Below are 24,567 nucleotides of genomic sequence, written 5' to 3' on the forward strand. Positions count from 1 at the left end.
CGACGCCGCGACCGGGCGACGCCGCGACCGGGCGACGCCGCGACCGGGCGACGCCGCGACCGGGCGACGCCGCGACCGGGCGACGCCGCGAAACCAGGGCGGCGCGGGGAAACCCGGGCGACACGTCGGCGGGGTCGTCGTAGGGTGACCGGCGGTCTGTCGTACCCCGGGGGTAGACAGGTCGTGGTGGTCGGCGCGGTGGGCGGGGTGATCGGGTGAGTGCGGCGGGATCGGCGCGGTTCCCATGGGTGCCGGCGTACGCGGTGTTCGAGCACTACCTGGTGGGTCTGCGGCGCACCTGGCGGGCCGGGGTGTTCTCGTCGTTCCTGCTGCCGGTCCTGACCGTCCTCGGCTTTGGGTTCGGCGTCGGCGCCTACATCGACCAGGGCGTCGGCGGGGTGCGTTACCTCGACTGGCTGGTCCCCGGGCTGATCGCCTCGACAGCGCTCCAGGTGACAGTCGGCGACTCGACCTGGCCGGTGTTCAGCAACTTCCAATGGGTCAAGACCTACTTCGCGCAGGGCGCGTCACCGCTGCGGGTCAGTGACATCGTGGCCGGGCACCTGGCCTTCGTGCTGTTCCGGGTGCTCACCACTATCGTGGCGTTCCTGCTGGTCACCGGGCTGTTCGGGGCGTTGCGGTCGCCGTGGGCGGTGGTCACCCTGCCGGTGGTGGCGTTGCTCGGGCTGGCCGTCGCCGCGCCGACCTTCGCGTACGCCGCGTCGGTGTCGAGCGACAACTGGCTCGCGATGCTGTTCCGGTTCGCGGTCATCCCGATGACGCTCTTCGCCGGGGTGTTCTTCCCGGTCGAGTCGTTGCCCGACGCGCTGCGGTGGCTGGCGTACGTGACGCCGTTGTGGCACGCCGTGGACCTGTGCCGCGCGGCCACGCTCGGCGTCGCCCCACAGTGGTCGATCGTCGGGCACCTGCTCTACCTGGCCGCCTGGGCGGTCGCCGGCTGGTTGCTGGCGGTGCGCGCGTTCCGTCGCAAGCTCGTCGTCTGAGCAGCAGCCCGTCGTCTGAACAGCAACCCGAACAGCAAGCAGAGAGGGTGCCGTGGTCACGCTGATCCTGCCCCGGCTGGTCGACGTCTCCGCCGCGTCCCGGCGGTCGGCGTCGGTGTTCGAGCGCAACGTCGCGGCGCTGAAGCCGGCCTACTGGCTGCTGCTGCTCTCCGGCTTCGTGGAGCCGCTGCTCTACCTGCTGTCCATCGGGGTGGGCGTCGGCGCGCTGGTCGGCGACCTGCCGTTGCCCGGCGGGCGGCTGGTCTCGTACGCCGAGTTCGTGGCCCCGGCGATGCTCGCCTCCTCGGCGATGACCGGGGCGATCTCGGAGACCACATTCAACTTCTTCGGCAAGATGAAGTACATGAAGCTGTACGACGGGGTGATCGCCACCCCGGTACGGCCGTTCGAGATCGCCGTGGGCGAGTTGGGTTGGGCGATGCTGCGGGGGAGCGCCTACTCGGCGGCGTTCCTCGGTGTGATGGTCGCGCTGGAGTTGACAAGCGTCACCCGCGCGCTGACCGCCTTCCCGGCCGCGGTGCTTGTCGGCTTCGCGTTCGGTGCGCTCGGCATGGCGATCTCCACCTTCATGCGCAGTTGGCAGGATTTCGACCTGATGGCCTCCGCGCAGTTCACGCTCTTCCTCTTCTCCGGCACCTTCGTTCCGGCGCAGGCCTACCCGACAGTGCTGCACTGGCTCGTCGAGATCACCCCGCTGTACCGGTCGGTGCACCTGATCCGCGGGCTCGCGCTGGGCGGTGATGGCTGGCTCTGGCTGCTCGACGTGCTCTACCTGCTGGCGATGATGGCGGTCGGCTTGCTGGTGGCCTCCCGTCGAATGGCGAGGTTGCTCTACAAGTAGGGGTTATCCGCGTACGTCCACGGGGCATGTCCGGAGGTGACACCGCCGACCAGGAGGAGGGGCGATGACCTCGGACGAGTCTTCCGCCCAGCGTGAGCGTGATCCGGCCACCACGCCGGTCGGGCCCGACGCGGGCCCGGACAGCCCCACCGACCTGCCCGGCAGCGGCTGGAAGGCGGCGATGCGCCGGACGATCACCGAATTCCAGGACGACAGCCTGACCGACTGGGCGGCGGCACTGACCTACTACGGGGTGCTGTCCATCTTCCCCGGGCTGCTGGTGCTGATCTCCCTGCTCGGCCTGCTCGGCGAGAGCGCCACCGAGGGCGTCAAGGACACCGTCAACCAGGCCGTGCCGAACGACAGCATTCAGCAGATCATCGAGGGCGCGATCAATACCGCCCAGCAGAACGGCGGCCTGGCCAGCATCGCGGCGATCATCGGTCTGGTGGCCGCGTTCTGGTCCGCGTCCGGCTACATCGGTGCGTTCATGCGTGCGTCGAACACGATCTACGACGTGCCGGAAGGCCGGCCGATCTGGAAGACGCTGCCGATCCGGGCCGGTGTGACAGCGGTGATCGGCGTGCTGCTGCTGGTCTGCGCGGTGATCGTGGTCTTCACCGGCCGCCTCGCCGAGTCGGTCGGTGACGTGATCGGGCTCGGTTCGACGGCGGTAGCGGTGTGGGACATCGCGAAGTGGCCGGTGCTGCTCATCCTGGTCAGCCTGATGTTCGCGATCCTCTACTGGGCCTCGCCGAACGCGCGGCACGGCGGCTTCCGCTGGGTCAGCCCGGGCGGGGTGCTGGCCGTGGTGATCTGGCTGGTGATCTCCGGCCTGTTCGCCTTCTACGTGAGCAACTTCGGTTCGTACGACAAGACGTACGGGACCCTGGCCGGGGTGATCATCTTCCTGGTGTGGCTCTGGCTGAGCAACATCGCGATCCTGCTGGGCGCGGAGTTCGACGCCGAGCTGGAGCGTGGCCGCGCCATCTCGGCCGGTCACGCGGTGGACGACGAGCCGTACGTCGAGCTGCGCGACGACCGCAAGCTCAAGAAGAAGCGCAACCAGCGCGGTTCGGTCGGTTGAGGCGACGCGTCAGTGGCTGCCGGACCCGTGCCGGCCCGGCAGCCCCTGACGCGCCTATTGTGGATCCGACCGTCAGCTACAGGCTGTGGTGAGGCACCAGCCGTTTAGCGTGACTACCTGCAGGTCGTTCACCTTGTGCCAACCGGGGTAATATTTGTTACCCACGCTGTCGTAGTAAATGTAACCGCTGGGCACCTGGAATCCGTCGGTGTCCCGGAATTCGTAGTAGTACCTCGAGTCGGATGCGCTGCCCTGGCCAGCCGGCAGCCACATCGTCTTACTGTTGGTCGGCCAGTTTCCCGAGAGCTTGATGGATCGGCCGAGCCGGTTCTTCACCTCGCCGCAGAAGATCCCCGCGGTGCAGTTCCCGAGGGTGCCGAAGTCACCCTCAGCAGCGCTGGAAGCGGCCTGCCGGACGGGTGCCGCGGCCACAACGGCGACGTCGGAGCTGGTCGAGGACGGCGCCGCTTGGGCTGCCGATGGGGAGAATAGCGCGACGAACGCTACTGCGGACACGGCCGCGACAAAGCGCGTCGGTCGATTCATTGGGGTCCTTCCCGTCGGGGTGTTCGGGCACGCCAGAACGGAAGGTCATCGCGATTGGAGAATTGCGGTGCGCGACTCGCCCCGTAGCTGGCGATGCCCAGGAACGTTAACGACCATGTAGACGACTGTCAACGTCCTTTGCAATTGCGGAGACGGTGGCACCGACGATTCGGGTGGGCTGTGGACGTCCGCCTCGGTGGCGTAATCGCTGCTTGAGCGCATCGATACCGATTGACACCGATGGCGGGCCGATGGGCGCCGACGCACCTCCGTCGGGAACGCGTGGAGGTCGGCGTCGCCGCGGTGGGGTCGGGGCGGGCTCACCCGGTCGGTGGGTGCCGGTACGGCGACGGTTCACAGCGAAGCCGGCCCATCCCCTCGCAAGCGCGACCGAAACTTCTGTCCGTTTGAGCAAAAGTTAGCGTCGGAACAGCCGAAGCTCTGGACAGGCGATGCGACCGCTCTTACTGTGTCGGACACAACACATCGACATTGCGTCGATGTGAACGCTGCCAAAGTAGAGGGGGACCCGGGTGCGCACCGTCGACCCCCTACACGTGCGCCTGTTGCGGCTGCTCCGCGACGAGGGCGCCGTGTCCCGGGCCGAGCTGGGCGACCGGCTCCAGATGCCGCGTCCGCGCATGCTGGCCGAGCTGGACCGCCTGGTGACGCTGGGTTATGTGGCCGAAGCCGGGCTCGCCGCATCCCGAGGTGGGCGTCGCTCGACTCTCGTCGAGCTGAACCCGAAGCTGCGCTTCGCCGCCGTCGACCTCGGTGCCAGTTCGATGGACGTCGAGGTGGTCAACGGCCGCCTCGAACCGGTGGCCCACTACGCCGAGACTGCCGACATCCGCAACGGCCCGAAGGTGACCCTGCAACGGGTCAACGAACTTCTGCACAAGGCCCGGGTCGACGGCGCGTACGAGCGACTGGACGCGGTCGGCATCGGCGTACCCGGCCCGGTCAGCTTCCGCGACGGCGTTCCGGTGTCACCACCGATCATGCCGGGCTGGGACCGGTTCCCGGTGCGTGAGCTGCTCAGCCGGGAGCACGGCTGCCCGGCGGTGGTCGACAACGACGTCAACATCATGGCGATCGGCGAGCGGCACGGTGGGGTCGCCCACTCGGTGGACGACTTCCTCTTCGTGAAGATCGGCACCGGCATCGGGTGCGGCATCTACCTCACCGGCGAGGTCTACCGGGGCACCGACGGCTGTGCCGGCGACATCGGCCACATCCAGGTCGACTCGCACGGTCCGATGTGCTCCTGCGGCAACGTCGGTTGCCTGGAGGCGCTGTTCAGCGGCGCCGCGCTGGCCAAGGACGCCGCGGCCGCCGCCCGCAGTGGGACGTCGCCGGCGCTGGCCGAACGGCTGGCGCTGCGCGGTGTCGTCACCGCGCTGGACGTCGCCGAGGGCGCTGTCGAGGGCGACGTGACCTGCATCCAGTTGATCCGGGACGGCGGACGGCGCGTCGGCGGAGTGCTCGCCGGCCTGGTCAGCTTCACCAACCCTTCCATGATCGTGATCGGCGGAGGGCTGGCCCAGCTGGGCCACATCCTGCTCGCCGAGATCCGCAGTGTGGTCTACCGCCGGTCACTGCCGCTGGCGACCGGCAACCTTCCCGTCGTCCTGTCCGAGCTGGGCGGCCGCGCCGGTGTCACCGGCGCGGCGGTCCTCGCGAGCGACGTCGCCTTCGGGGAAGCCGCATGAAGCTGTTCGAGATTCCGTCGTGAGCGAGGAGGAGACTGTGGCTCTGCCCGAGGATGACCCCGCCACCGCGTCGGCCGAGGCCGTCGCCGAGGCGCCGCTGGTCGAGGCTCCCGCCGACACCGTCGCGGGCGAGGTGGTCCTGCGCCTCACCGATCTGGTGAAGACCTTCCCCGGCGTACGCGCGCTCGACGGCGTGCAGCTGGAGGTGCGTGCCGGCGAGGTGCACTGCCTGCTCGGGCAGAACGGCGCCGGCAAGTCCACCCTCATCAAGGTGCTCGCCGGGGTGCACCAACCGGATTCCGGGCAGGTGGAGTGGCGCGGTGAGCCGGCCACGTTCGCCAACCCGCAGGCCGCCATGAAGGCGGGCATCGCCACGATCTACCAGGAGCTCGACCTCGTCGAGGATCTGTCGGTGGCGGAGAACGCGTTCCTCGGGCACGAGTACCGCAACTTCGGATTCGTCCGGCGCGGCCGGATGGCCCGGCACACCCGGCAGATCCTCGGCCGGCTCGGCCACGGTGAGATTCCGCCGGGGCGGATGGTCCGGTCCCTGCCGGCGGCCGGCAAGCAGATCGTCAGCATGGCGCGGGCGCTGTCACACGAGGCCCGACTGATCATCATGGACGAGCCGAGCGCGGTGCTGGCCCACGACGAGGTCGGCAACCTGTTCCGGATCATCCGAGAGCTGACCGCGCAGGGCATCGCCGTCATCTACATCTCCCACCGCTTGGAGGAGATCCGCGAGATCGGCGACCGGGTCACCGTCCTCAAGGACGGCCGGACCACGGCGGCGAACCTGCCGGCGCGCGACACCCCGACCCGCGACCTGGTGAGCCGGATGACCGGCCGCACCATCGAGTACGTCTTCCCGGACCGGCCGACCGACGACACCGCGGGCGCCGACCTGCTCCAGGTGCAGGGGTTGACCCGCACGGGCGAATTCGCCGACGTGTCGCTGAACGTGCGTGCCGGAGAGATCGTGGGCATCGCGGGGCTGGTCGGCTCCGGTCGCTCCGAGCTGCTGGAGACGATCTACGGTGCCCGCCTCCCGGAGGCCGGCACCGTGCAGATGGACGGGAAGGTCCTCCGGCCCGGCGTCGGCGCGGCGGTTCGCGCCGGCATGGGAATGGCCCCGGAGGAACGCAAGAGCCAGGCGCTGCTGCTCGGCGAGCCGATCTACCGCAACGTCACGCTGGCCACCTTCGGCCGGTACGCGCGGCTCGGCTTCACCAACGCCGCCAAGGAACGCGCCGAGGCGGACCGGATCGCGGAGACCCTGGAGCTGCGGCCCCGGGACGTCGACCGGCCGGTACGCACGCTGTCCGGCGGAAACCAGCAGAAGGTGGTGGTCGGGCGTTGGCTGCTCGGCGGCACCAAGTTGCTGCTTCTCGACGAGCCGACCCGGGGCGTGGACGTGGGCGCCCGGGCCGAGCTCTACCAGGTCATCCGGGCATTGGCCGCTCAGGGCGTGGGGGTGCTGCTGGTCTCCAGCGAGGTGCCCGAGGTGCTGGGTCTGGCCGACCGGGTGCTGGTGATGCGGGAAGGGCGGGTCGTCCGCGAAGCCGCGGCCGGCGAACTCGACGAGAACACTGTGCTTGACCTCGTGATGGCGGGGTCCTTGATGGAAGGCGCACCGGCATGAGCGACGCGACTCCCACTCCCACCGCGACACCGGAGCGCCCGCAGCTTCCGGCGCAGTCGCCGCCGGTGGACCCGGCGGAGACGGCGGTGGCCAATAACAAGGCAGGATCCGGGGGCAAGCTCTCCTGGTGGCGCGGTGACGGTGGCGACGGCGCCAAGCGCAACCTCGGTCTGATCGGGGTGCTGGCCGCGCTCATCGTGGTCGGCGCGGTCACCAAGCCCGACCTGTACGGCGACCCGAACTGGGTCTGGAACAACGTCCTGGCCATCCTCCAGTTGGCCTCGGTCGTCGGCGTGGTCACCGTCGGGATGACCTTCGTGATCATCGGTGGCGGCATCGACCTGTCGGTCGGCGCGATCGTCGCACTGGCCGGGGTCTGGTGCACCACAGTGGCCACCCAGAGCTACGGCGCCGGCGGCATGATCTTCGCCGCCCTCGCTGTCGGCATCTGCGTCGGCCTCGTCAACGGTGTGCTCATCTCGTACGGGCGGCTGGTCCCCTTCATCGCGACGCTCGCGATGCTGGTGGCCGCGCGAGGGCTCGCAGCGTCGATCTCCAACAAGCAGACCCAGGTGTCGAGCAGCACCTTCATCAACGACATCGCCGCGCGCAAGGTGATCGGGATCCCGATCCTGGTCTACATCCTCGGCGCCGTCGTGCTGGCCGGTTGGGTGGTGCTCAACCGCACGACCTTCGGCCGGCGGACCATCGCCGTCGGTGGCAACCCGGAGGCGGCCCGGCTGGCGGGCATCAACGTCCGGCGACACACCATGCTGCTCTACGCGCTCTCCGGTCTCTGCTGCGGTATCGCCGCCATCATGCTCACCTCGCAGGCGACCTCGGCGCAGGCGGCGATGGCCAACCTGTACGAGTTGGACGCGATCGCCGCGGCGATCATCGGCGGGACGCTGCTCAGCGGCGGCCGGGGCACGATCGTCGGCTCGCTGCTCGGCGTCATCATCTTCGCCACCATCACGAACCTCTTCGCCATCAACGGCCTCTCCATCGAGGCGCAGAACATGGTCAAGGGCGGCATCATCGTCGCCGCCGTCCTGGTCCAGCAGTTCCAGTTCAAGTCAGTCACTCGGCTCCTCGCGCGGAACAGGGTCGCCACCGCAACCTGACGCACCGCACCGTTGTCCTGGCGACGTCGAGAACGTTCGACGCTGGCCGGGCCTCGCACACCCTCAATAGGTCAAATCCCGCTCCCAGGAGGTCATTCATGACCCAGCACAGTCGCGACCTGTCGCGCCGCCGGTTGCTCTTCGGTGGAGCCGCAGTGGGCGCTGCCACCCTTCTCACTGCCTGCACCAGCAACGAGACCCCGGCCGCCAGCACCCAGACCAAGGCCGCCGGAAACACCGAAGGCAACAACGCCCCGGGCAAGAAGGTCGTCATCGGCTTCTCCGCCCCGGCCGCCGACCACGGCTGGATGGGCGCGATCCACGCCAACGCCAAGGCCCAGGCCGCTGCCTACTCGGACGTGGAGTTCAAGGAGGTCGACGGCGGGTCGAACTCCGAGGCCCAGCGCTCCACGCTCGGCACCCTGATCGCCCAGAAGCCGGACATCATCGTCGTGCTGCCGCACGACGGCAAGGAGGTCAACGCCGTTGCCCTCCAGGCGATGCAGGCGGGCATCCCGATCGTGAACCTCGACCGGGCGTTCCCCGACGCGCTGGCCTCGCGGCTGGTCATCAAGGGCGACAACTACGGCATGGGCGTCTCGGCCGGGCACTACATCGGCAAGATCCTCAAGGACAAGGGCGTCGCCAACCCGGTCATCGGTGAGATCGCCGGCCTGGAGATCCCGCTGACCGTCGAGCGCAGCGAGGGGTTCAAGGCCGCCCTGGCGACCTACGGGTTCACGGTGCGGAACCGCCGTTCGGCCGAGTTCACCTCGGACAGCGGTCAGCGTGAGGCGTCCCAGCTGCTCCAGGCGCTGCCGAAGATCGACGCCATCTGGAACCACGACGACGACCAGGGCATCGGTGTGCTCGCGGCCATCAAGCAGGCCAACCGGTCGGAGTTCTTCATGGTCGGCGGCGCGGGCTCCAAGCTCGCGATCGACGCCATCAAGGCCGACAACACCGTGCTGAAGGCCACTGTCACCTACAACCCGTCGATGGCCTCCTCGGCGGTCTCGCTCGCGCGGCTCATCGCGCAGGGTCGGGGCCTGGGCGACCTGACGGAGCTGCAGGTGCCCAAGGAAGTGACCCTGGCCTCGGAGACGATCACCAAGGAGAACGCGAGCAGCTACGACAAGCTCGGGTTCTGACATACCGGGGGGAGACCCACCTTGTCCACGACAGACAAAGAACTGCGGGTCGGCATGGTCGGCTACGCGTTCATGGGCGCCGCGCACTCACAGGCGTGGCGCACCGTGAACCGTGTCTTCGACCTGCCGGCGCGGGCCCGGATGGCGTTGATCTGCGGCCGAGACACAGCGAAGGTGGCTGACGCCGCCGACACACTCGGCTGGGACGCGTACACCACCGACTGGCGCGACCTGATCAACCGGGACGACATCGACGTTGTCGACATCTGCACCCCGGGCGACAGTCACGCCGAGATCGCTCTCGCCGCGTTGGCCGCAGGCAAGCACGTTCTGTGCGAGAAGCCATTGGCCAACTCGGTGGAGGAGGCACGGGCGATGACCGCTGCGGCGGACGTCGCCCGGGCCTCCGGAGTGCGATCGATGTGCGGGTTCAACTACCGCCGGGTCCCCGCGGTCACGATGATGCGCCAGTTGGTCGCCGACGGACGGCTCGGGGTGATTCGACACGTCCGTGCGACGTACCTGCAGGACTGGATCGTGGACCCGCAGTTCCCGCTGGTCTGGCGGTTGCAGAAGGACAGGGCGGGCTCCGGCGCGCTCGGTGACATCGGCGCGCACATCATCGACCTGACCCAGTTCGTCACGGGTCAGCGGATCAGCGGCGTCAGCGCGGTCACCGAGACCTTCGTCAAGGAGCGGCCGTTGCCGGCCGAGTCGAGCGGTCTGGCGGCCTCGGTGGACGGCCACACGGCGCCCACCGGGACTGTCACCGTCGACGACGCCGCGGTCTTCGTGGCGCGGCTCGACGGTGGCGCCCTGGCCACGTACGAGGCGAGTCGGTTCGCGACCGGCCGTAAGAACGCGCTGCGCGTCGAGATCAACGGCTCGCTGGGCAGCGTGGTCTTCGACCTGGAGCGACTCAACGAGTTGGAGTTCTACGACGCGACCCGCCCGGCCGTAGAGCAGGGCTTCAGCCGCATCCTGGTGACCGAGGGCGAGCACCCGTACATGTCGGCGTGGTGGCCCCCGGGCCACATCATCGGCTACGAGCACTCGTTCACGCACGAGATGCGCGATTTCATCGAGGCGGTCGCCACCGGTGTCGACCCGACTCCCTCCTTCGCCGACGCGTTGCAGGTCCAGCTGGTGCTGGACGCGGTGGCCCGCTCGGCGGAGCTCGGCTCCTCCTGGGCCGAGGTGGAACCGACGCTGACAGCGGCGGCCGTCTGACCATTGACCATCCGCGACGGCGGTGTTCGCACCGCCATCGCCCGACCGGCTTTCCGAAGCCGACCGGCGAGGGACCAGCCACGGATTGCGCCCCGTGGCCGGGACAGAGGTCGGCTTCGGAGAGCGTGCAGCCGGGCCTCACGGCCCGGTGGCGCACGAGCAGGACGGTCGTCCGGTGCGACCGGACCGGGATTCCCCGGCCGCACCGGAGGACCGCCACCACCGGGAAAGTTCCGGAGCACCTGATAGCACCGCCCGTCGCGGCGGCCTGAGACGCCCGGCCGGGGCATGCCCATGCCCCGACCGGCCGGATGCGGGGGAGGCAGGGTCGAGACGCCGACCCGACCCTGCCTACCAGCCCCGTCTGCTCGCACCTGCCGGGATCCGGTCCGGCGTCGTCGCCGCCGACGCCGACGTCGGAAGCCGGTGCTGTTCCGGTGTGGGGCGAGCGGACGGGGCCCATCCACCCGGCCCGAAACTTTCCGAAACTGGGCCGTATCTTTCCGAAACATATTCTGATATTCCTATATTTAGCGGTACCGACGGTTCCTCGTGAATGGGGAAGGAGCACCATGCGAACAGGTGTCTGGCTGGTAGGAGCGCGCGGTTCCGTCGCGACCACCAGCATCGTCGGGGCGCTCGCGCTGCGGGCCGGCCTGGCCGGGCCGACCGGCTGCGTCACCGAGCTTCCCGAGCTACGCGGCCCGGCCCTGCCGGCCTTCGCCGATCTGGTCTTCGGCGGACACGACCTGGCCACCACTCCGCTGTGCAAGCGCGCCGAGGCCCTCGCCGACGCCGGTGTCATCCCCTGGCGACTGGTCGCCGCGCTCCGCGACGAGCTGGGCGTGGTCGAGCAGGAACTGCGCCCCGCGCCGGTCGGTGACACCCAGGCAGACCGGGCCGAGGCCGTGGTCCGCGACCTGACCAGCTTCCGCGAGCGGCACGACCTGGACCGGGTGGTGGTGGTCAACGTGTCCGCCACCGAGCCGGCCCCTGACCCGCACCCCGCGCACGCCGACCCGGCCGCGCTACGCGCCGCCCTCGACGGCCCGGACGAGGTGCTGCCGGTCAGCTCCCTCTACGCGTACGCCGCAGTGCTCGCCGGCTGCCCGTACGTCGACTTCACCCCGTCCACCGGGCTGCGGCTGCCGGCGCTGGCCGCGCTGGCCGAGGAGGCCCGACTGCCGTACGCCGGGCACGACGGCAAGACCGGGGAAACCCTGGTCAAGTCGGTGCTCGCGCCGATGTTCGCGATGCGCAACCTGGCCGTGGGCTCCTGGTCCGGGGTCAACCTGCTCGGCGGTGGCGACGGCGCCACCCTCGCCGACCCGGCCGCGAACGCGGCCAAGGTGCAGAGCAAGCAGCGGGTGCTCGGCGAGACGCTGGGCTACGTCCCGCAGGGCGGCACCCGCATCGAGTACGTCGAGGAGCTGGGCGACTTCAAGACCGCCTGGGATCTGATCACCTTCAGCGGGTTCCTCGGCACCGGCATGCGGATGGAGTTCACCTGGCACGGCTGTGACTCGGCGCTGGCCGCGCCGCTGGTCCTCGACCTGGCCCGACTCACCGCCGCCGCACACGCCGCCGGGCAGGTGGGGCCGCTGGCCGACCTGGGCTTCTTCTTCAAGGACCCGCTGGGCACACCCACCCACTCGCTGGGCGAGCAGTGGGCCCGGCTGACCGCCTTCACCCGGCAACTGAACGACGGCGGAGACGGTGACCATGACAACGTTGGCTGATCTGGCCGAGCTGGTCCGGGCCCCGGCCGCGCTCTCGGTGCCCGGTGACGTGATCGCCGGGGCCGCGGCGGCCGGGGCGTTGAGCCCGCGTACCCCCGCCCTGGCCGGCGCTTCGGTGCTGCTCTACTGGGCCGGCATGGCCGCCAACGACTGGGCCGACCGGCGTCTGGACGCCGAGGAGCGGCCCGAGCGGCCGATTCCGAGCGGGCGGGTCACCCCGGCCGCCGCTGTCGGTCTCGCGGCGGGCCTCACGGCCGCTGGCGTGGGCCTGGCCGCCGCCGCGGGCGGTCGCCGCGCCGTCGCGCTGGCCGTGCCGCTGGCCGCCACCATCTGGGGGTACGACCTGCTGGCCAAGAACACCGCGGCCGGCCCGGCCGTGATGGCCGCCTGCCGAGGGTTGGACGTGCTGCTCGGCGCGTCCGGCGGCCGGATGACCCGGGCGTTGCCGGCGGCGGCCACCGTCGCCGCGCACACCTGGACGGTCACCGCGCTGTCCCGCCGGGAGGTCACCGGCGCCGACGCCACCCTGCCGATGCGGACCCTCGCCGGCACCGCGTTGGTCGCCGTCAGTGCCGCCGTCGCCGTGCCGGGCGCCCGACGCGCGGCCCTCCGCACGACGAACCAGGCCGGGGCCACCGACCGGGCCGACACCGTCGACGAGACCGGTGCGCGCGCGGGTCGCAGCCGGTCGGCCACCATCGCGGCGGTGCTGCCCGCAGTGCTGGCCGGCTGGTACGCCGCCCGGTACGGCGCGGCCCAGGCCGAGGTCGTCCGGGACCCGTCGGCCGGGCGGGTCCGCGCTGCCGTCGGCGCCGGGATCACCGGGTTGCCGGCCCTCCAGGGCGCTCTCACCGCACGGGGTGGAGCGGGTCTGCTCGGGGTGGCCGTCGCGGCGGCCGCGCCGCTGGGTCGACGGCTGGCCCGGAAGGTCTCCCCGACATGAGCGTCCCCGAGCCCCGGCCCGGTGCGTCGGCCGCCGACGCCACCACGCTGCGCCTCGGGTACGGCACGAACGGCTTCGCCAACCACCGCCTCGACGACGCGCTCGCCGTCATCGCCGACCTCGGCTACGACGGGGTGGCGCTCACCCTGGACCACGACCACCTGGACCCGTTCGCGCCCGGGCTCACCCGCCGGGTCGCCGCCGTCGGTCGACGGTTGGAGTCGCTGGGCCTGGCGGTGGTCATCGAGACCGGCGCCCGCTACCTGCTCGACCCGTGGCAGAAGCACGCACCGACGTTGCTGCACGACGACCCGACCCGGCGGATCGAGTTCCTACGCCGGGCCGTGCGGATCGGCGCCGACCTGGGCGCGGAGGCGGTCTCGTTCTGGGCCGGTGTTCGACCCGAGGCGGTGTCACAGCAGTGCGCCTGGGACCGGCTGGTGGCCGGCTGCGCCACGGTGGTCGACGCGGCCGACACCGCTGGCGTCACACTCGGCTTCGAACCGGAGCCGGGCATGCTGGTGCAGGACATCGCCGACTGGCGTCGGCTGTACGCCGCGCTCGACAATCCGGCCCGGTTCGGCATCACCCTCGACATCGGCCACTGCCGGTGCCTGGAGCCCTGGCCGGTGCCGCAGTGCGTCGCCGAGGTGGCCGACCGCCTGGTCAACGTGCAGATAGACGACATGCGCCGAGGCGTGCACGAGCACCTGGAGTTCGGCGTCGGCGAGATCGACTTCCCGCCGGTGCTGGCCGCGCTGCGCGACGCCGGCTACCGCGGCCTGGTCGCCGTCGAGTTGCCCCGCGACTCGCACGCCGCACCCGCCGTGGCGGCCCGGTCGATCGAGTTCCTGCGTGCCGCCGCGGCCACCGAACACGACCCTGCCCGCACCCTTTGCTCTGCACCCGCCGAGGCGACACCCGCCGAGGCGACACCCGCCGAGGCGACACCCGCCGAGGCGACACCCGCCGAGGCGACACCCGCCGAAGAGGCCCCGGTGCATATGTAGGTGCAGAGCAAAGGGTGGCGACGGGGCACCGGGGAGCAGCACAAGGGAGGAGACGGGATGACACCGGATTCACTACGGGCCGCGCTGGGAGGCGTACCCGATCCCGAATGGCTGGACACGGCCCTGCGCCGGCTCAGCACCGAGCCCACCGCGATCACCCGGCTCTTTCCCGCCGTCGGCCGACGCTGCGGTCGGGCCGCGCTGCCCGACGCCCCCGGCTGGACCGCCGACGACGCGGCCCGGGTGCTGCTGCTCACCAGCCTGCCCGGCGAGCACGCGACGTACGCCGAGCGCCTCTACCAACACGGTGACGCGGCCGAGCGACGAGCGGTGCTGCGCGCCCTGCCGCTGCTGCCGATCGGCGCCGACGGGGTTGCGTTGCTGCACGACGCGATCCGGACCAACGACACCCGGCTGGTCGCCGCCGCGCTCGGCCCGTACGCCCGGCACCTCGACCAGGCCGCCTGGCGGCAGGCGGTGCTCAAGTGCGTGTTCAGCGGGGTCCCGCTGGCCACCGTGGCCGACCTGGACACCCGGGCCGACGGCGAGCTGACCGCGATGCTGGCCGCGCTGGCCGCCGAACGGCACGCCGCCGGCCGGGAGTTGCCCGCCGACGCCAACGACCTGCTCCACCGGCTCACCGCCGCACTGCCCCGGGAGGCGTGAATGCGCATCTTCGACCCCCACATCCACATGACCTCACGCACCACCGACGACTACGAACGGATGGCCGCCGCTGGGGTGCGCGCCGTGGTCGAGCCGGCGTTCTGGCTGGGCCAGCCCCGCACCAGCGCCGCCTCGTTCACCGACTACTTCGACTCGTTGATCGGTTGGGAGCCGTTCCGGGCCGGGCAGTTCGGGGTGCGCCACTTCGCCACCATCGCGCTGAACCCCAAGGAGGCCAACGACCCGCGCTGCCGGCCGGTCCTCGACCTGCTGCCCCGCTACCTGGACAAGGACGCGGTGGTGGCGGTCGGCGAGATCGGGTACGACTCGATGACGCCCGAGGAGGACGAGGCGTTCGCGGCGCAGCTCGCGCTCGCTGTGGCGTACGACCTGCCGGCGCTGGTGCACACTCCGCACCGGGACAAGGCGCGCGGCTGCGAGCGGACCCTCGCCGTGGTCGCCGAGTCCGGCATCGACGCTGGCCGGGTGGTCGTCGACCACCTCAACGAGGTGACAGTGAAGCTGGTCCGCGACAGCGGCTGCTGGCTGGGTTTCTCCATCTACCCGGACACCAAGATGACCCCGCAGCGGATGGTGGAGTTGCTGCGGGAGTACGGCACGGAACGGATGCTGGTCAACTCGGCAGCCGACTGGGGGCGCTCCGACCCGCTGCTGACCCGAGCCACCGGCGAGGCGATGCTCGCGGCCGGCTTCAGCGACGACGACGTCGACACGGTGCTGTGGCGAAACCCGGTGGAGTTCTACGGGCAGTCGGGGCGACTCGACCTCAGCGACCTGGAGACGGCCGCCGCCGTGGACCCGCAGACCGGAAACTCGATCCTGCGCGGCGGTAGCTGATGCGGCTGCGACATGCCGGCGGTGAGACCGTCCACCTGGGCTACTGCACCAACGTGCACCCGGCCGAGGACCTGGCCGGCATCCTCGGTCAACTGGACACCTACGCGGTGCCGGTCCGCGAGACGCTCGGCAGCGACCTGCTCGGGCTCGGGCTGTGGCTGGCCGCCCCGGTCGCCGCCGAGCTGGCCGCCGACCCGGCGCTACGCCGCCGGTTGCGCACCGAGCTGGACGCGCGCGGCCTGGAGGTGGTCACCCTCAACGGCTTCCCGTACGCGGCCTTCCAGGCCCCGGTGGTCAAGCAGGACGTGTACCACCCGGACTGGACCACCGAGCAGCGCCTGACCTACACCCTCAACCTGGCCCGGGTGCTCGCCGACCTGCTGCCCGACGACGCCGCCCGAGGTTCGATCTCCACGCTGCCGCTGGCCTGGCGTCATCCGTGGGACGCCGGCCGGGCCGACACGGCCCGACGCCGCTTGGACCAGCTGGCCGCCGGCCTGGCCGACGTGCAGCGGGACACCGGCCGTGAGGTGCGGATCGCCTTCGAGCCGGAGCCCGGCTGTGTGGTGGAGAGCACCGGTCAGGCGGCTGAGCTGCTGTCCGGGATGGACACCGACCGGCTGGGTGTCTGCCTCGACCTGGCCCACCTGGCCTGCGCCTGGGAGGAGCCGGCCGAAGCGCTGCAACGACTGCGGGCGGCCGGGCTGCCGGTGGTGAAGGTGCAGGTCTCGGCCGCTGTCGAGGCCGCCGACCCGGAGGGCGGGGCTGAGGCGTTGCGCCGCTGGGTGGAGCCGCGCTTCCTGCACCAGACCCGGGGCGCCGGTTGCGCCGGTCTGGCCGACCCGGCCGACCCGACGTGTGCGGCCGACGACCTGGACGAGGCGCTGGAGCGGGCGTTGCCGGGCCCGTGGCGGGTGCACTACCACGTGCCACTGCACGCCCCACCCGAGGAGCCGCTCGGCTCGACCCTGCCGGTGCTCCGCGCGGCCCTGAGAGCGCTCTTCGACGGCCCGGCCGCCGGCTGCGACCACCTCGACGTCGAGACGTACACCTGGGGGGTGCTGCCGGCCGCACGACGGCCCGGCACCGACGCGGAGCTGGCCGCCGGCATCGCCGCGGAGCTGGCCTTCGCCCGGGACGAACTGGTCGGCCTCGGCCTGACCGCAGAACGATCCGTGAGCATGGGAGTGACGCGATGAGTCGGCGACTGGTGGTCCTCGACGTGGTGGGGTTGACGCCCCGACTACTGGCGCACATGCCTCGACTGCGCGGGGTGGCCGACGGCGGCTTCCGGGCCGAGCTGGGCACGGTGCTGCCCGCCGTCACCTGCTCGGTGCAGTCCACCTTCCTCACCGGCGAGCAGCCCAGCGGGCACGGGATCGTCGGCAACGGGTGGTATTTCCGGGAGCTGGGCGAGGTGCTGCTGTGGCGGCAGCACAACGCGCTGGTCGGCGGGGACAAGCTCTGGCAGGCCGCCCGTCGGGCCGAACCCGGTTACACGGTGGCCAACGTCTGCTGGTGGTACGCCATGGGCGCCGACGTCAACTGGACGGTGACGCCCCGCCCGGTCTACTACGCCGACGGGCGCAAGGAACCGGACTGCTACACCGACCCGCCGGAGCTGCACGACGCGCTCACCGGGCGGCTGGGCACCTTCCCGCTCTTCACCTACTGGGGGCCGACCGCCGGGTTGCCGTCGTCGCGGTGGATCTGCCAGGCGGCCGAGCAGATCCTCGCCGACGTGTCACCGGACCTGACCCTTGTCTACGTTCCGCACCTGGACTACGACCTGCAACGCTTCGGTCCCTCGTCGGCCGAGGCCGCCGCGGCGGCGGCCGAGTTGGACACGGTGCTCGGTCCGCTCCTGGACGCCGCCCGGGCCCGGGACGCCACAGTGGTGGTGTTGTCGGAGTACGGCATCACCGACGTGTCCCGCCCGGTGGACGTCAACCGGTTGCTGCGCGCCGAGGGCCTGTTGCGGGTACACACCCAGGCGGGCATGGAGTACCTCGACCCGTGGACGTCGAAGGCGTTCGCTGTCGCCGACCACCAGATCGCGCACGTCTACGTCAAGGATCCGGCCGACGTGCCGGCGGTGGCGAAGCTCTGCGCGGGTCTGCCCGGGGTGGCCGAGGTGCTCGACGCCGAGGGCAAGGCGGCACACGGGCTGGACCATCCGCGCGCCGGTGAGCTGGTGCTGGTGGCCGAGCCGGACGCCTGGTTCACCTACTACTACTGGCTGGACGACGCCCAGGCACCGGACTTCGCCAGGCTCGTGGAAATTCACCGGAAGCCGGGCTACGACCCGGCGGAGCTGTTCTTCGACCCGGCCAACCCCGGTGCCGCGAAGGCCCGAGCCGGCGTCGCCCTGGCCCGCAAGAAGCTCGGCATGCGGTACCTGATGAGCGCTGTCGGCCTCGATTCCGGCGCGCGGGCGGTGCGGGGCTCGCACGGGCGGCTGCCGGACGACCCGGCGGACGGCCCGGTGCTGCTCTGCTCCGACCCGACCGCGGCCCGGGACAAGATCGCGGCGACCGAGGTCAAGGCGCTGCTGCTGGAGCTGGCCGGGCTGAGCCCCGGCGGTGCCGGCGGGTCGGGGGAGGGCTCATGACGGTCACCGTCGCGCCCACCGACGCCAGCGAGCTGCGGGCGCGCTTCGACGCGGAGCTGGCCGGGTTTCTCAGCCGGCAGGGCCCGGACTGGCCGGACGGGGCCCCGCGCGGCGTGTTCACCGCGCTGCAACGGTTCGTGCTGGCCGGTGGCAAACGGCTACGACCGCTGTTCTGCTACTGGGGTTGGCGCGGCGCGGGGGCGGCCGACGGCACCCCGATCGTGGTGGCGGCGGCGGCCCTGGAGCTGTTCCACGCGTTCGCCCTGATCCACGACGACATCCTGGACGGCAGCGACCGCCGTCGGGGTGAGCCGTCGGTGCACCGGCTCTTCGCCGACCTGCACGCCCGCTCGTCGTGGCGCGGTGACCCCGAGGCGTACGGCCGCAACACCGCCCTGCTCTGCGGGGACCTCTGCGCGGCCTGGTCGGATCAGATGTTCCACGAGTGCGGGCTGAGCACCGAGCAGGTGCACCGGGGGTACGGCGTGTTCGCGCTGATGCGTACCGAGGTGATCGCGGGGGAGTACCTGGATCTGGTCTCGGGTGTGGGTGACGGCTCGGTGGCCAGCGCGCTCACAGTGATCCGGATGAAGGCCGCCCGGTACACGGTCACCCGGCCGTTGCAGATCGGTGCTGCCCTGGCCGGCGCGGGGCCGGAGCTGATCGCCGCGTTGGGCGAGTTCGGTGACCCGCTGGGTGACGCGTTCCAGCTCCGCGACGATGTCCTGGGCGTGTTCGGTGACCCGGCGGTCACCGGTAAGTCGGTCCTGGACGACCTGCGTGAGGGCAAGCCCACTGTCATGATGGCGCTGGCCCGCAGCGCCGCCGACCGGCCGCAGACCATCCGGCTGCGGGAGCTGTTCGGCAACCCGGCGTTGGACGCCGAGGGCGCGGCGGAGCTGCGCGACATCATCGAGGCGACCGGCGCGCGGGAGCGGATCGAGCAGATGATCCGGGTCCGGACCGAGGCCGCGCTGTCCGCCCTACAGAACGCCGTGGTGGCCGACGAGGCCCGCGCGGCCCTGGTTGCGCTGGCCGGGCAGACGATCGACCGACGCGCCTGACCGGCGACTTTCGATCAAATCGACAAAAGTTGATGCTGAACCGCCGGAAGGTATGGACACATCGACACGTGCGACTTAGTGTCGTGACCAACACGACAATGTTTCGTCGAGGTGAACCGGCGGCGCGGTAACCCATCGACCCCCCCACCACCGCTACGGCATCCGGCGCGACGGCGCGCGCCCGGCCTGGCAGTCACACGTCAGGAAGGGACAGCACAAATGTCCATGAAGGACGCTCCCAGACAACGGTCCCGACGATGGTTCTCCGCCGGATCCGCGCTGCTGCTGGCGGTCGCCGCCGGCACGGTCACCTTCGCCGCCGGCTCGGCCCCCGCCCAGGCACACACGATCGTCGCCAGCGACTTCCAACAGGTCGAGCTGGCTCGCGGCGTGACCGACATGGGTGAGCCGATGTCGCTGGCGGTGCTCCCGGACCGCTCGGTCCTGCACACCGCCCGCAACGGCACCCTGCGCCGCACCGACGCCAACGGCACCACCTCAGTGATCGGCACCGTGTCGGTCTACCAGCACGACGAGGAGGGGTTGCAGGGCGTCGGGATCGACCCGGGCTTCGCCAGCAACCGCTACATCTACCTCTACTACGCCCCGCCGCTCTCCACCCCCGGCGGCGACGCGCCGGCCACCGGCACCGACTTCTCGGCCTGGAACGGCGTCAACCGGCTCTCCCGGTTCACCCTCAACTCGGACTTCACGCTCAACCAGTCCAGCAAGGTCGACGTGCTCGACGTCCCGGCCAGCCGGGGTGTGTGTTGCCACGTCGGTGGCGACATCGACTTCGACGCCGCCGGCAACCTCTACCTGTCCACCGGCGACGACACCAACCCGTTCGAGTCGTCGGGCTACTCGCCGCTGGACGAGCGGACCAACCGCAACCCCGCGTACGACGCGCAGCGCAGCGCCGGCAACACCAACGACCTGCGCGGCAAGATCCTGCGGATCAAGGTGAACGCCAACGGCACGTACTCCATCCCGTCGGGCAACCTGTTCGCCCCCGGCACGGCCCAGACCCGGCCGGAGATCTACGCGATGGGGTTCCGCAACCCGTTCCGGATCAGCGTGGACAAGGCCACCGGCGTGGTCTACGTCGGTGACTACGGGCCGGACGCCGGCTCCACCAGCTCCACCCGCGGGCCGTCCGGCCAGGTGGAGTTCAACCGGGTCGCGGCACCGGGCAACTATGGCTGGCCGTACTGCACCGGCACCAACACCAGCACCGAGACGTACAACGAGTTCGACTTCGCGACCAGCGCCAGCGGCGCGAAGTACAACTGCACCGGCGGGCCGACAAACAACTCGTTCCGCAACACCGGCCGGACCACCCTGCCGCCGGCCCAGCCGGCCTGGATCCGGTACGCCGGCGACGCCGGCACCCCGACCGAGTTCGGCGGCGGCTCGGAGTCGCCGATGGGCGGCCCGGTCTACCGGTACAACGCCTCGTCGACCTCCACCACCAAGTTCCCGCAGTCGTTCGACGGGCAGTTCTTCGCCACCGAGTTCGGCCGGGGCTGGATCAAGCCGATCCACGTCAACTCCGACGGCTCCCGGGGCACCATCGACACCTTCCCCTGGGTCGGCAAGCAGGTGATGGACTCGGCGTTCGGCCCGGACGGCGCGTACTACGTGCTCGACTACGGCACCGGCTACTTCAACGGTGACGCCAACTCGGCGCTCTACCGCTTCGACTACGTCGGCGGCGGAAACCGGGCGCCCACCGCGAAGGCCAGCGCCAACCGCACCTCCGGCGCGGCTCCGCTCGCTGTGACGTTCTCCTCGGCCGGCTCGACCGACCCCGAGGGCGGCGCGTTGACCTACGCGTGGGCGTTCGGTGACGGGACCACCTCGACCGCCGCCAACCCGACGAAGACCTACAGCGCCAACGGCACCTACACCGCCACGCTGACGGTGCGCGACCCGCAGGGCGCCACCGGCAGCAGCAGCGTGCAGATCAGCGTCGGCAACACCGCGCCCACCGTCACGATCAACAACCCGGGCAACGGTCAGCTGTTCGGCTTCGGTGACACGGTGGCATACAGCATCACCGTGACCGACCCGGAGGACGGCACCATCGACTGCACGAAGGTCAAGATGACCTACGTGCTCGGCCACGACCAGCACGGGCACCAGATCACCTCGAAGACCGGCTGCTCGGGCTCGATCACCATCCCGGTCGACGGTGAGCACGACGACGCGGCGAACATCTTCGCGATCTTCGACGCCGAGTACACCGACGCCGGTGGGCTGACCACGCACACCCAGCACACGCTGCCGCCGCGGCACCGCCAGGCCGAGTTCTACGGCACCTCGTCGGGGGTCAACGTGTTCAGCAAGACCCCGGCCGAGGGTGGCAAGACCGTCGGCGACATCAACAACGGCGACTGGATCGCGTTCCAGCCGTACCGGCTGGGCAACGTGACCTCGTTCAACGCCCGGGTCTCCTCGGCGGGCGCCGGTGGCACCCTCCAGGTCCGGGCCGGCTCGGCCACCGGCACCGTGCTCGGCTCGGCCACGGTCCCGGTGACCGGCGGCTGGGAAACCTTCACCACTGTCACCGGGACGATCAGCAACCCGCCGACCGGCACGACGACGCTCTACCTGACCTTCGCCGGGTCGGGCACCGGGGCGCTCTACGACCTGGACGCCTTCACCTTCGTCACCGGGACGCCCCCGGCCGGTGGGGCCGGGGCGATCAAGGGCCTCGGCGGCAAGTGCCTGGACGTGCGCAACGCCGCCACCGCCGACGGCACGCAGATCCAGATCTACACCTGCAACGGCAGTGCCGCGCAGACCTGGGCGGTCACCCCCAACTCCACGATCAAGTCGTTGGGCAAGTGCCTTGACGTGTCCGGCGGCGCCACCGCCGACGGCACCAAGATCCAGCTCTGGACCTGCAACGGGACCGCCGCGCAGAACTGGGCCGCCCAGGCCGACGGCACGCTTCGCAACACGTCGTCGGGCAAGTGCCTGGACGTCTCCGCCAACAGCTCCGCTGACAGCACGGTGGTCCACCTCTGGACCTGCACCGCCGCCGCCAACCAAAAGTGGACCCTGCCCTGAGCTGGCGGGAGGGGCCCCTCGACAACGCCTAGTGTGAGGCGAGGGGCCCCTCCTAACCGCAATTAGGAGAGCGATATGCGCAGACGCCTGCGACCCGTCCTCGGTGCGGCCATGGCCGCACTCGCCGTCATCGCCTGCACCACCCCGGCCACCCCGGCCAGCGCCGCCGACGCCCCGTACGACGTGCTGGTCTTCTCCAAGACCGCTGGTTTCCGGCACGACGCGATCCCGGTCGGCATCCAGACCATCCGCGACCTGGGCGCGGGGAACAACTTCACAGTCACCGCGACCGAGGACGCCGCCGCGTTCACCACGAGCAACCTCAACCAGTACGAGGCGGTCGTCTTCCTCAACACCACCGGCGACGTGCTCAACGCCAGCCAGCAGACCGCCTTCGAGTCGTACATCGGCTCCGGCCGCGGATACGTGGGTGTGCACGCCGCAGCCGACACCGAGTACGACTGGCCGTTCTACGGCAACCTCGTGGGGGCGTGGTTCGCCTCGCACCCCGCGATCCAGCAGGCCAACATGAAGGTGGAGGACCGCGGCCACGCGGCCACCGCTCACCTGCCGCAGACCTGGACCCGCACCGACGAGTGGTACAACTACCGCACCAACGCCCGGTCGAGCGCCCACGTGCTGGCCACCCTCGACGAGTCGTCGTACTCCGGCGGCGGGATGGGCGCCGACCACCCGCTGAGCTGGTGCAAGAGCTACAGCGGCGGCCGGTCCTTCTACACCGGCGCGGGGCACACCCAGGCGTCGTACGCGGAGGCGGGGTTCCGGAACCACCTGCTCGGCGGCATCCGGTACGCCTCGGGGCGGAGCAAGGCCGACTGCCGGCCCGAGACCGGCTACACCCCGCTGTTCAACGGCTCGACGGCCGGTTGGTCACAGGCCGGCCCGGGCAGCTTCACCAACACCGACGCCACTCTGACCTCGGTCGGCGGCATGGGGCTGTACTGGTACAACGCCAAGCAGTTCACCAACTACTCGCTGAAGATGGACTGGAAGCTGGCCGGTGACGACAACTCCGGCATCTTCATCGGGTTCCCACCGTCGAGTGACCCGTGGTCGGCGGTCGACAACGGGTACGAGATCCAGATCGACGCCACCGACGCGGCCGACCGCACCACCGGCGCGGTCTACACCTACAAGTCCGCCGACATCGCCGCCCGTGACGCGGCGCTGAACGCGGCGGGGGAGTGGAACACGTACGAGCTGCTGGTCGAGGGCGAGCGGCTGCAGATCTTCCTCAACGGGGTGAAGATCAACGACTTCACCAACACCAACCCGGTCCGCTCGCTGGCCGGTCACATCGGCATCCAGAACCACGGCACCGGTGACGACGCCTCCTTCCGCAACATCCGGATCAAGGAGCTGGGCACCACGCCGCCGCCCACCGGCACGATCCAGGCCGAGGCGTTCAGCTCGGCCAACGGTGTCTCCGCGTTCACCAAGGCGGGTGCCAACGGTGGGCAGACCGTCGGCTACATCGACCCGGGTGACTGGGCCGCGTACAACGGGGTCAACCTGGCCGGGGTCACGTCGTTCACGGCCCGGGTCGTCTCCGGCGGCGCGGGTGGCGCCATCCAGGTGCGTACCGGTTCGGCCACCGGCCCGGTGCTCGGCACTGTCGCGGTGCCCAACACCGGCAGTTGGACGACCTACGCCAACGTCTCCACGGCGCTGTCCAACGTCCCGTCCAGTACCCAGAACCTCTACCTCACCTTCACCGGTAGCGGCACGGGGCTCTTCGACCTGGACGACTTCACCCTGGTGAAGGGCGGCGGCGGCACCGGTGTCGGCCCGATCAAGGGTCTCGCCGGCAAGTGCCTGGACGTGCGCAACGCCGCCACCGCCGACGGCACCCAGATCCAGCTCTACACCTGCAACGGCAGCACGGCGCAGACCTGGACCGTGACGCCGAACTCGACGATCAAGGCGCTCGGCAAGTGCCTGGACGTCTCCGGCAGCGGCACCGCCGACGGCACCAAGATCCAGCTCTGGACCTGCAACGGCAGCGGCGCGCAGAACTGGGCTGCCGCGTCCGACGGCACCCTGCGCAACACGTCGTCGGGCAAGTGCCTGGACGTCTCCGGCAACAACTCCGCCGACAGCACCATCGTGCACCTCTGGACCTGCCTCAACGCGGCCAACCAGAAGTGGACCCTGCCCTGACCGACTGACCCGGAGGGGCCGCGGCTCACGTCGTCGGCCCCTCCGGCCCAGCCGGCCTGACC

The 24,567-nt window shown here is 70.7% G+C and carries 19 protein-coding genes; 18 read left to right on the forward strand and 1 reads right to left on the reverse strand.

The features are described from left to right. The first annotated feature begins 215 nt into the window (after positions 1-215). From NIE111_RS25695 to NIE111_RS25705, 3 genes are all read left to right on the forward strand, one after another. Entirely contained in the window at positions 216-1,004 is a 789-nt protein-coding gene (locus tag NIE111_RS25695; RefSeq protein WP_238686894.1) for an ABC transporter permease, read from the forward strand. A 52-nt stretch (positions 1,005-1,056) separates the two neighbouring features. Then, a complete protein-coding gene (locus NIE111_RS25700; protein WP_238686895.1) occupies positions 1,057-1,866 on the forward strand; it encodes an ABC transporter permease in 810 nt (269 codons plus the stop codon). Between the two features lie 64 nt (positions 1,867-1,930). After that, positions 1,931-2,953: a YihY/virulence factor BrkB family protein gene (locus NIE111_RS25705; protein WP_238686896.1), complete on the forward strand. Its 1,023-nt coding sequence runs from the start codon at positions 1,931-1,933 to the stop codon at positions 2,951-2,953. 72 nt (positions 2,954-3,025) lie between these two features. Here NIE111_RS25705 and NIE111_RS25710 read toward each other — a convergent pair whose 3' ends face one another. Further along, positions 3,026-3,499, reverse strand: a complete 474-nt coding sequence (locus NIE111_RS25710) for a hypothetical protein (protein WP_238686897.1) — start codon at positions 3,497-3,499, stop codon at positions 3,026-3,028. 533 nt (positions 3,500-4,032) lie between these two features. Here NIE111_RS25710 and NIE111_RS25715 point away from each other — a divergent pair. The 15 genes from NIE111_RS25715 (at position 4,033) to NIE111_RS25785 (ending at position 24,505) form a co-directional block, all read left to right on the forward strand. Further along, complete coding sequence (locus NIE111_RS25715) at positions 4,033-5,211, forward strand: ROK family protein (protein ID WP_238686898.1); 1,179 nt, start codon at positions 4,033-4,035, stop codon at positions 5,209-5,211. Positions 5,212-5,344: 133 nt separating this feature from the next. After that, entirely contained in the window at positions 5,345-6,853 is a 1,509-nt protein-coding gene (locus tag NIE111_RS25720) for a sugar ABC transporter ATP-binding protein (protein WP_238686947.1), read from the forward strand. Next, complete coding sequence (locus NIE111_RS25725; RefSeq protein WP_238686899.1) at positions 6,850-7,977, forward strand: ABC transporter permease; 1,128 nt, start codon at positions 6,850-6,852, stop codon at positions 7,975-7,977. Before NIE111_RS25720 ends, NIE111_RS25725 begins: the two co-directional genes overlap by 4 nt. Before the next feature lie 98 nt (positions 7,978-8,075). Continuing rightward, positions 8,076-9,128: a substrate-binding domain-containing protein gene (locus NIE111_RS25730; protein ID WP_238686900.1), complete on the forward strand. Its 1,053-nt coding sequence runs from the start codon at positions 8,076-8,078 to the stop codon at positions 9,126-9,128. A gap of 54 nt (positions 9,129-9,182) precedes the next feature. Then, entirely contained in the window at positions 9,183-10,358 is a 1,176-nt protein-coding gene (locus tag NIE111_RS25735) for a Gfo/Idh/MocA family protein (protein ID WP_372488403.1), read from the forward strand. A gap of 572 nt (positions 10,359-10,930) precedes the next feature. Continuing rightward, positions 10,931-12,097, forward strand: a complete 1,167-nt coding sequence (locus NIE111_RS25740; protein WP_238686902.1) for an inositol-3-phosphate synthase — start codon at positions 10,931-10,933, stop codon at positions 12,095-12,097. Beyond that, positions 12,081-13,040 carry an SCO3242 family prenyltransferase gene (locus tag NIE111_RS25745; protein ID WP_238686903.1) on the forward strand — a complete coding sequence of 320 codons (960 nt, stop codon included), beginning with the start codon at positions 12,081-12,083 and terminating at the stop codon, positions 13,038-13,040. Before NIE111_RS25740 ends, NIE111_RS25745 begins: the two co-directional genes overlap by 17 nt. Continuing rightward, positions 13,037-14,050 (forward strand): sugar phosphate isomerase/epimerase family protein, encoded by a 1,014-nt coding sequence (locus tag NIE111_RS25750; protein WP_238686904.1) that lies wholly within the window; start codon positions 13,037-13,039, stop codon positions 14,048-14,050. The genes NIE111_RS25745 and NIE111_RS25750 overlap by 4 nt, the downstream gene beginning before the upstream one ends. Positions 14,051-14,107: 57 nt before the next feature. Continuing rightward, positions 14,108-14,716: an EboA domain-containing protein gene (locus NIE111_RS25755; RefSeq protein ID WP_238686905.1), complete on the forward strand. Its 609-nt coding sequence runs from the start codon at positions 14,108-14,110 to the stop codon at positions 14,714-14,716. Next, the gene (locus NIE111_RS25760) at positions 14,717-15,574 is read left to right on the forward strand and encodes a TatD family hydrolase (protein WP_238686906.1); all 858 of its coding nucleotides are present in this window, start codon (positions 14,717-14,719) and stop codon (positions 15,572-15,574) included. It begins immediately after the preceding gene. Continuing rightward, positions 15,574-16,773: a metabolite traffic protein EboE gene (gene eboE / locus NIE111_RS25765; protein WP_238686907.1), complete on the forward strand. Its 1,200-nt coding sequence runs from the start codon at positions 15,574-15,576 to the stop codon at positions 16,771-16,773. Before NIE111_RS25760 ends, eboE begins: the two co-directional genes overlap by 1 nt. Further along, positions 16,770-18,185: an alkaline phosphatase family protein gene (locus NIE111_RS25770; protein WP_238686908.1), complete on the forward strand. Its 1,416-nt coding sequence runs from the start codon at positions 16,770-16,772 to the stop codon at positions 18,183-18,185. Before eboE ends, NIE111_RS25770 begins: the two co-directional genes overlap by 4 nt. Next, complete coding sequence (locus NIE111_RS25775) at positions 18,182-19,249, forward strand: polyprenyl synthetase family protein (RefSeq protein WP_238686909.1); 1,068 nt, start codon at positions 18,182-18,184, stop codon at positions 19,247-19,249. The genes NIE111_RS25770 and NIE111_RS25775 overlap by 4 nt, the downstream gene beginning before the upstream one ends. Before the next feature lie 219 nt (positions 19,250-19,468). Continuing rightward, a complete protein-coding gene (locus tag NIE111_RS25780; RefSeq protein WP_238686910.1) occupies positions 19,469-22,324 on the forward strand; it encodes a PQQ-dependent sugar dehydrogenase in 2,856 nt (951 codons plus the stop codon). A gap of 75 nt (positions 22,325-22,399) precedes the next feature. Beyond that, on the forward strand, positions 22,400-24,505 hold the full coding sequence (locus tag NIE111_RS25785; protein ID WP_238686911.1) for a ThuA domain-containing protein: 2,106 nt from the start codon (positions 22,400-22,402) through the stop codon (positions 24,503-24,505). The last annotated feature ends 62 nt before the right edge of the window (positions 24,506-24,567 follow it).

This window comes from Micromonospora hortensis, from assembly GCF_022230935.1.
GTDB classification, from domain to species: Bacteria; Actinomycetota; Actinomycetes; order Mycobacteriales; family Micromonosporaceae; genus Micromonospora; species Micromonospora hortensis.

Coding starts and splice junctions, on each gene's coding strand:
- NIE111_RS25705 (WP_238686896.1), top strand. CDS start 1,931: ATGACCTCGGACGAGTCTTCCGCCCAGCGTGAGCGTGATCCGGCCACC.
- NIE111_RS25710 (WP_238686897.1), bottom strand. CDS start 3,499: ATGAATCGACCGACGCGCTTTGTCGCGGCCGTGTCCGCAGTAGCGTTC.
- NIE111_RS25725 (WP_238686899.1), top strand. CDS start 6,850: ATGAGCGACGCGACTCCCACTCCCACCGCGACACCGGAGCGCCCGCAG.
- NIE111_RS25730 (WP_238686900.1), top strand. CDS start 8,076: ATGACCCAGCACAGTCGCGACCTGTCGCGCCGCCGGTTGCTCTTCGGT.
- NIE111_RS25735 (WP_372488403.1), top strand. CDS start 9,183: ATGGTCGGCTACGCGTTCATGGGCGCCGCGCACTCACAGGCGTGGCGC.
- NIE111_RS25740 (WP_238686902.1), top strand. CDS start 10,931: ATGCGAACAGGTGTCTGGCTGGTAGGAGCGCGCGGTTCCGTCGCGACC.
- NIE111_RS25745 (WP_238686903.1), top strand. CDS start 12,081: ATGACAACGTTGGCTGATCTGGCCGAGCTGGTCCGGGCCCCGGCCGCG.
- NIE111_RS25750 (WP_238686904.1), top strand. CDS start 13,037: ATGAGCGTCCCCGAGCCCCGGCCCGGTGCGTCGGCCGCCGACGCCACC.
- NIE111_RS25755 (WP_238686905.1), top strand. CDS start 14,108: ATGACACCGGATTCACTACGGGCCGCGCTGGGAGGCGTACCCGATCCC.
- NIE111_RS25760 (WP_238686906.1), top strand. CDS start 14,717: ATGCGCATCTTCGACCCCCACATCCACATGACCTCACGCACCACCGAC.
- eboE (WP_238686907.1), top strand. CDS start 15,574: ATGCGGCTGCGACATGCCGGCGGTGAGACCGTCCACCTGGGCTACTGC.
- NIE111_RS25770 (WP_238686908.1), top strand. CDS start 16,770: ATGAGTCGGCGACTGGTGGTCCTCGACGTGGTGGGGTTGACGCCCCGA.
- NIE111_RS25775 (WP_238686909.1), top strand. CDS start 18,182: ATGACGGTCACCGTCGCGCCCACCGACGCCAGCGAGCTGCGGGCGCGC.
- NIE111_RS25780 (WP_238686910.1), top strand. CDS start 19,469: ATGTCCATGAAGGACGCTCCCAGACAACGGTCCCGACGATGGTTCTCC.
- NIE111_RS25785 (WP_238686911.1), top strand. CDS start 22,400: ATGCGCAGACGCCTGCGACCCGTCCTCGGTGCGGCCATGGCCGCACTC.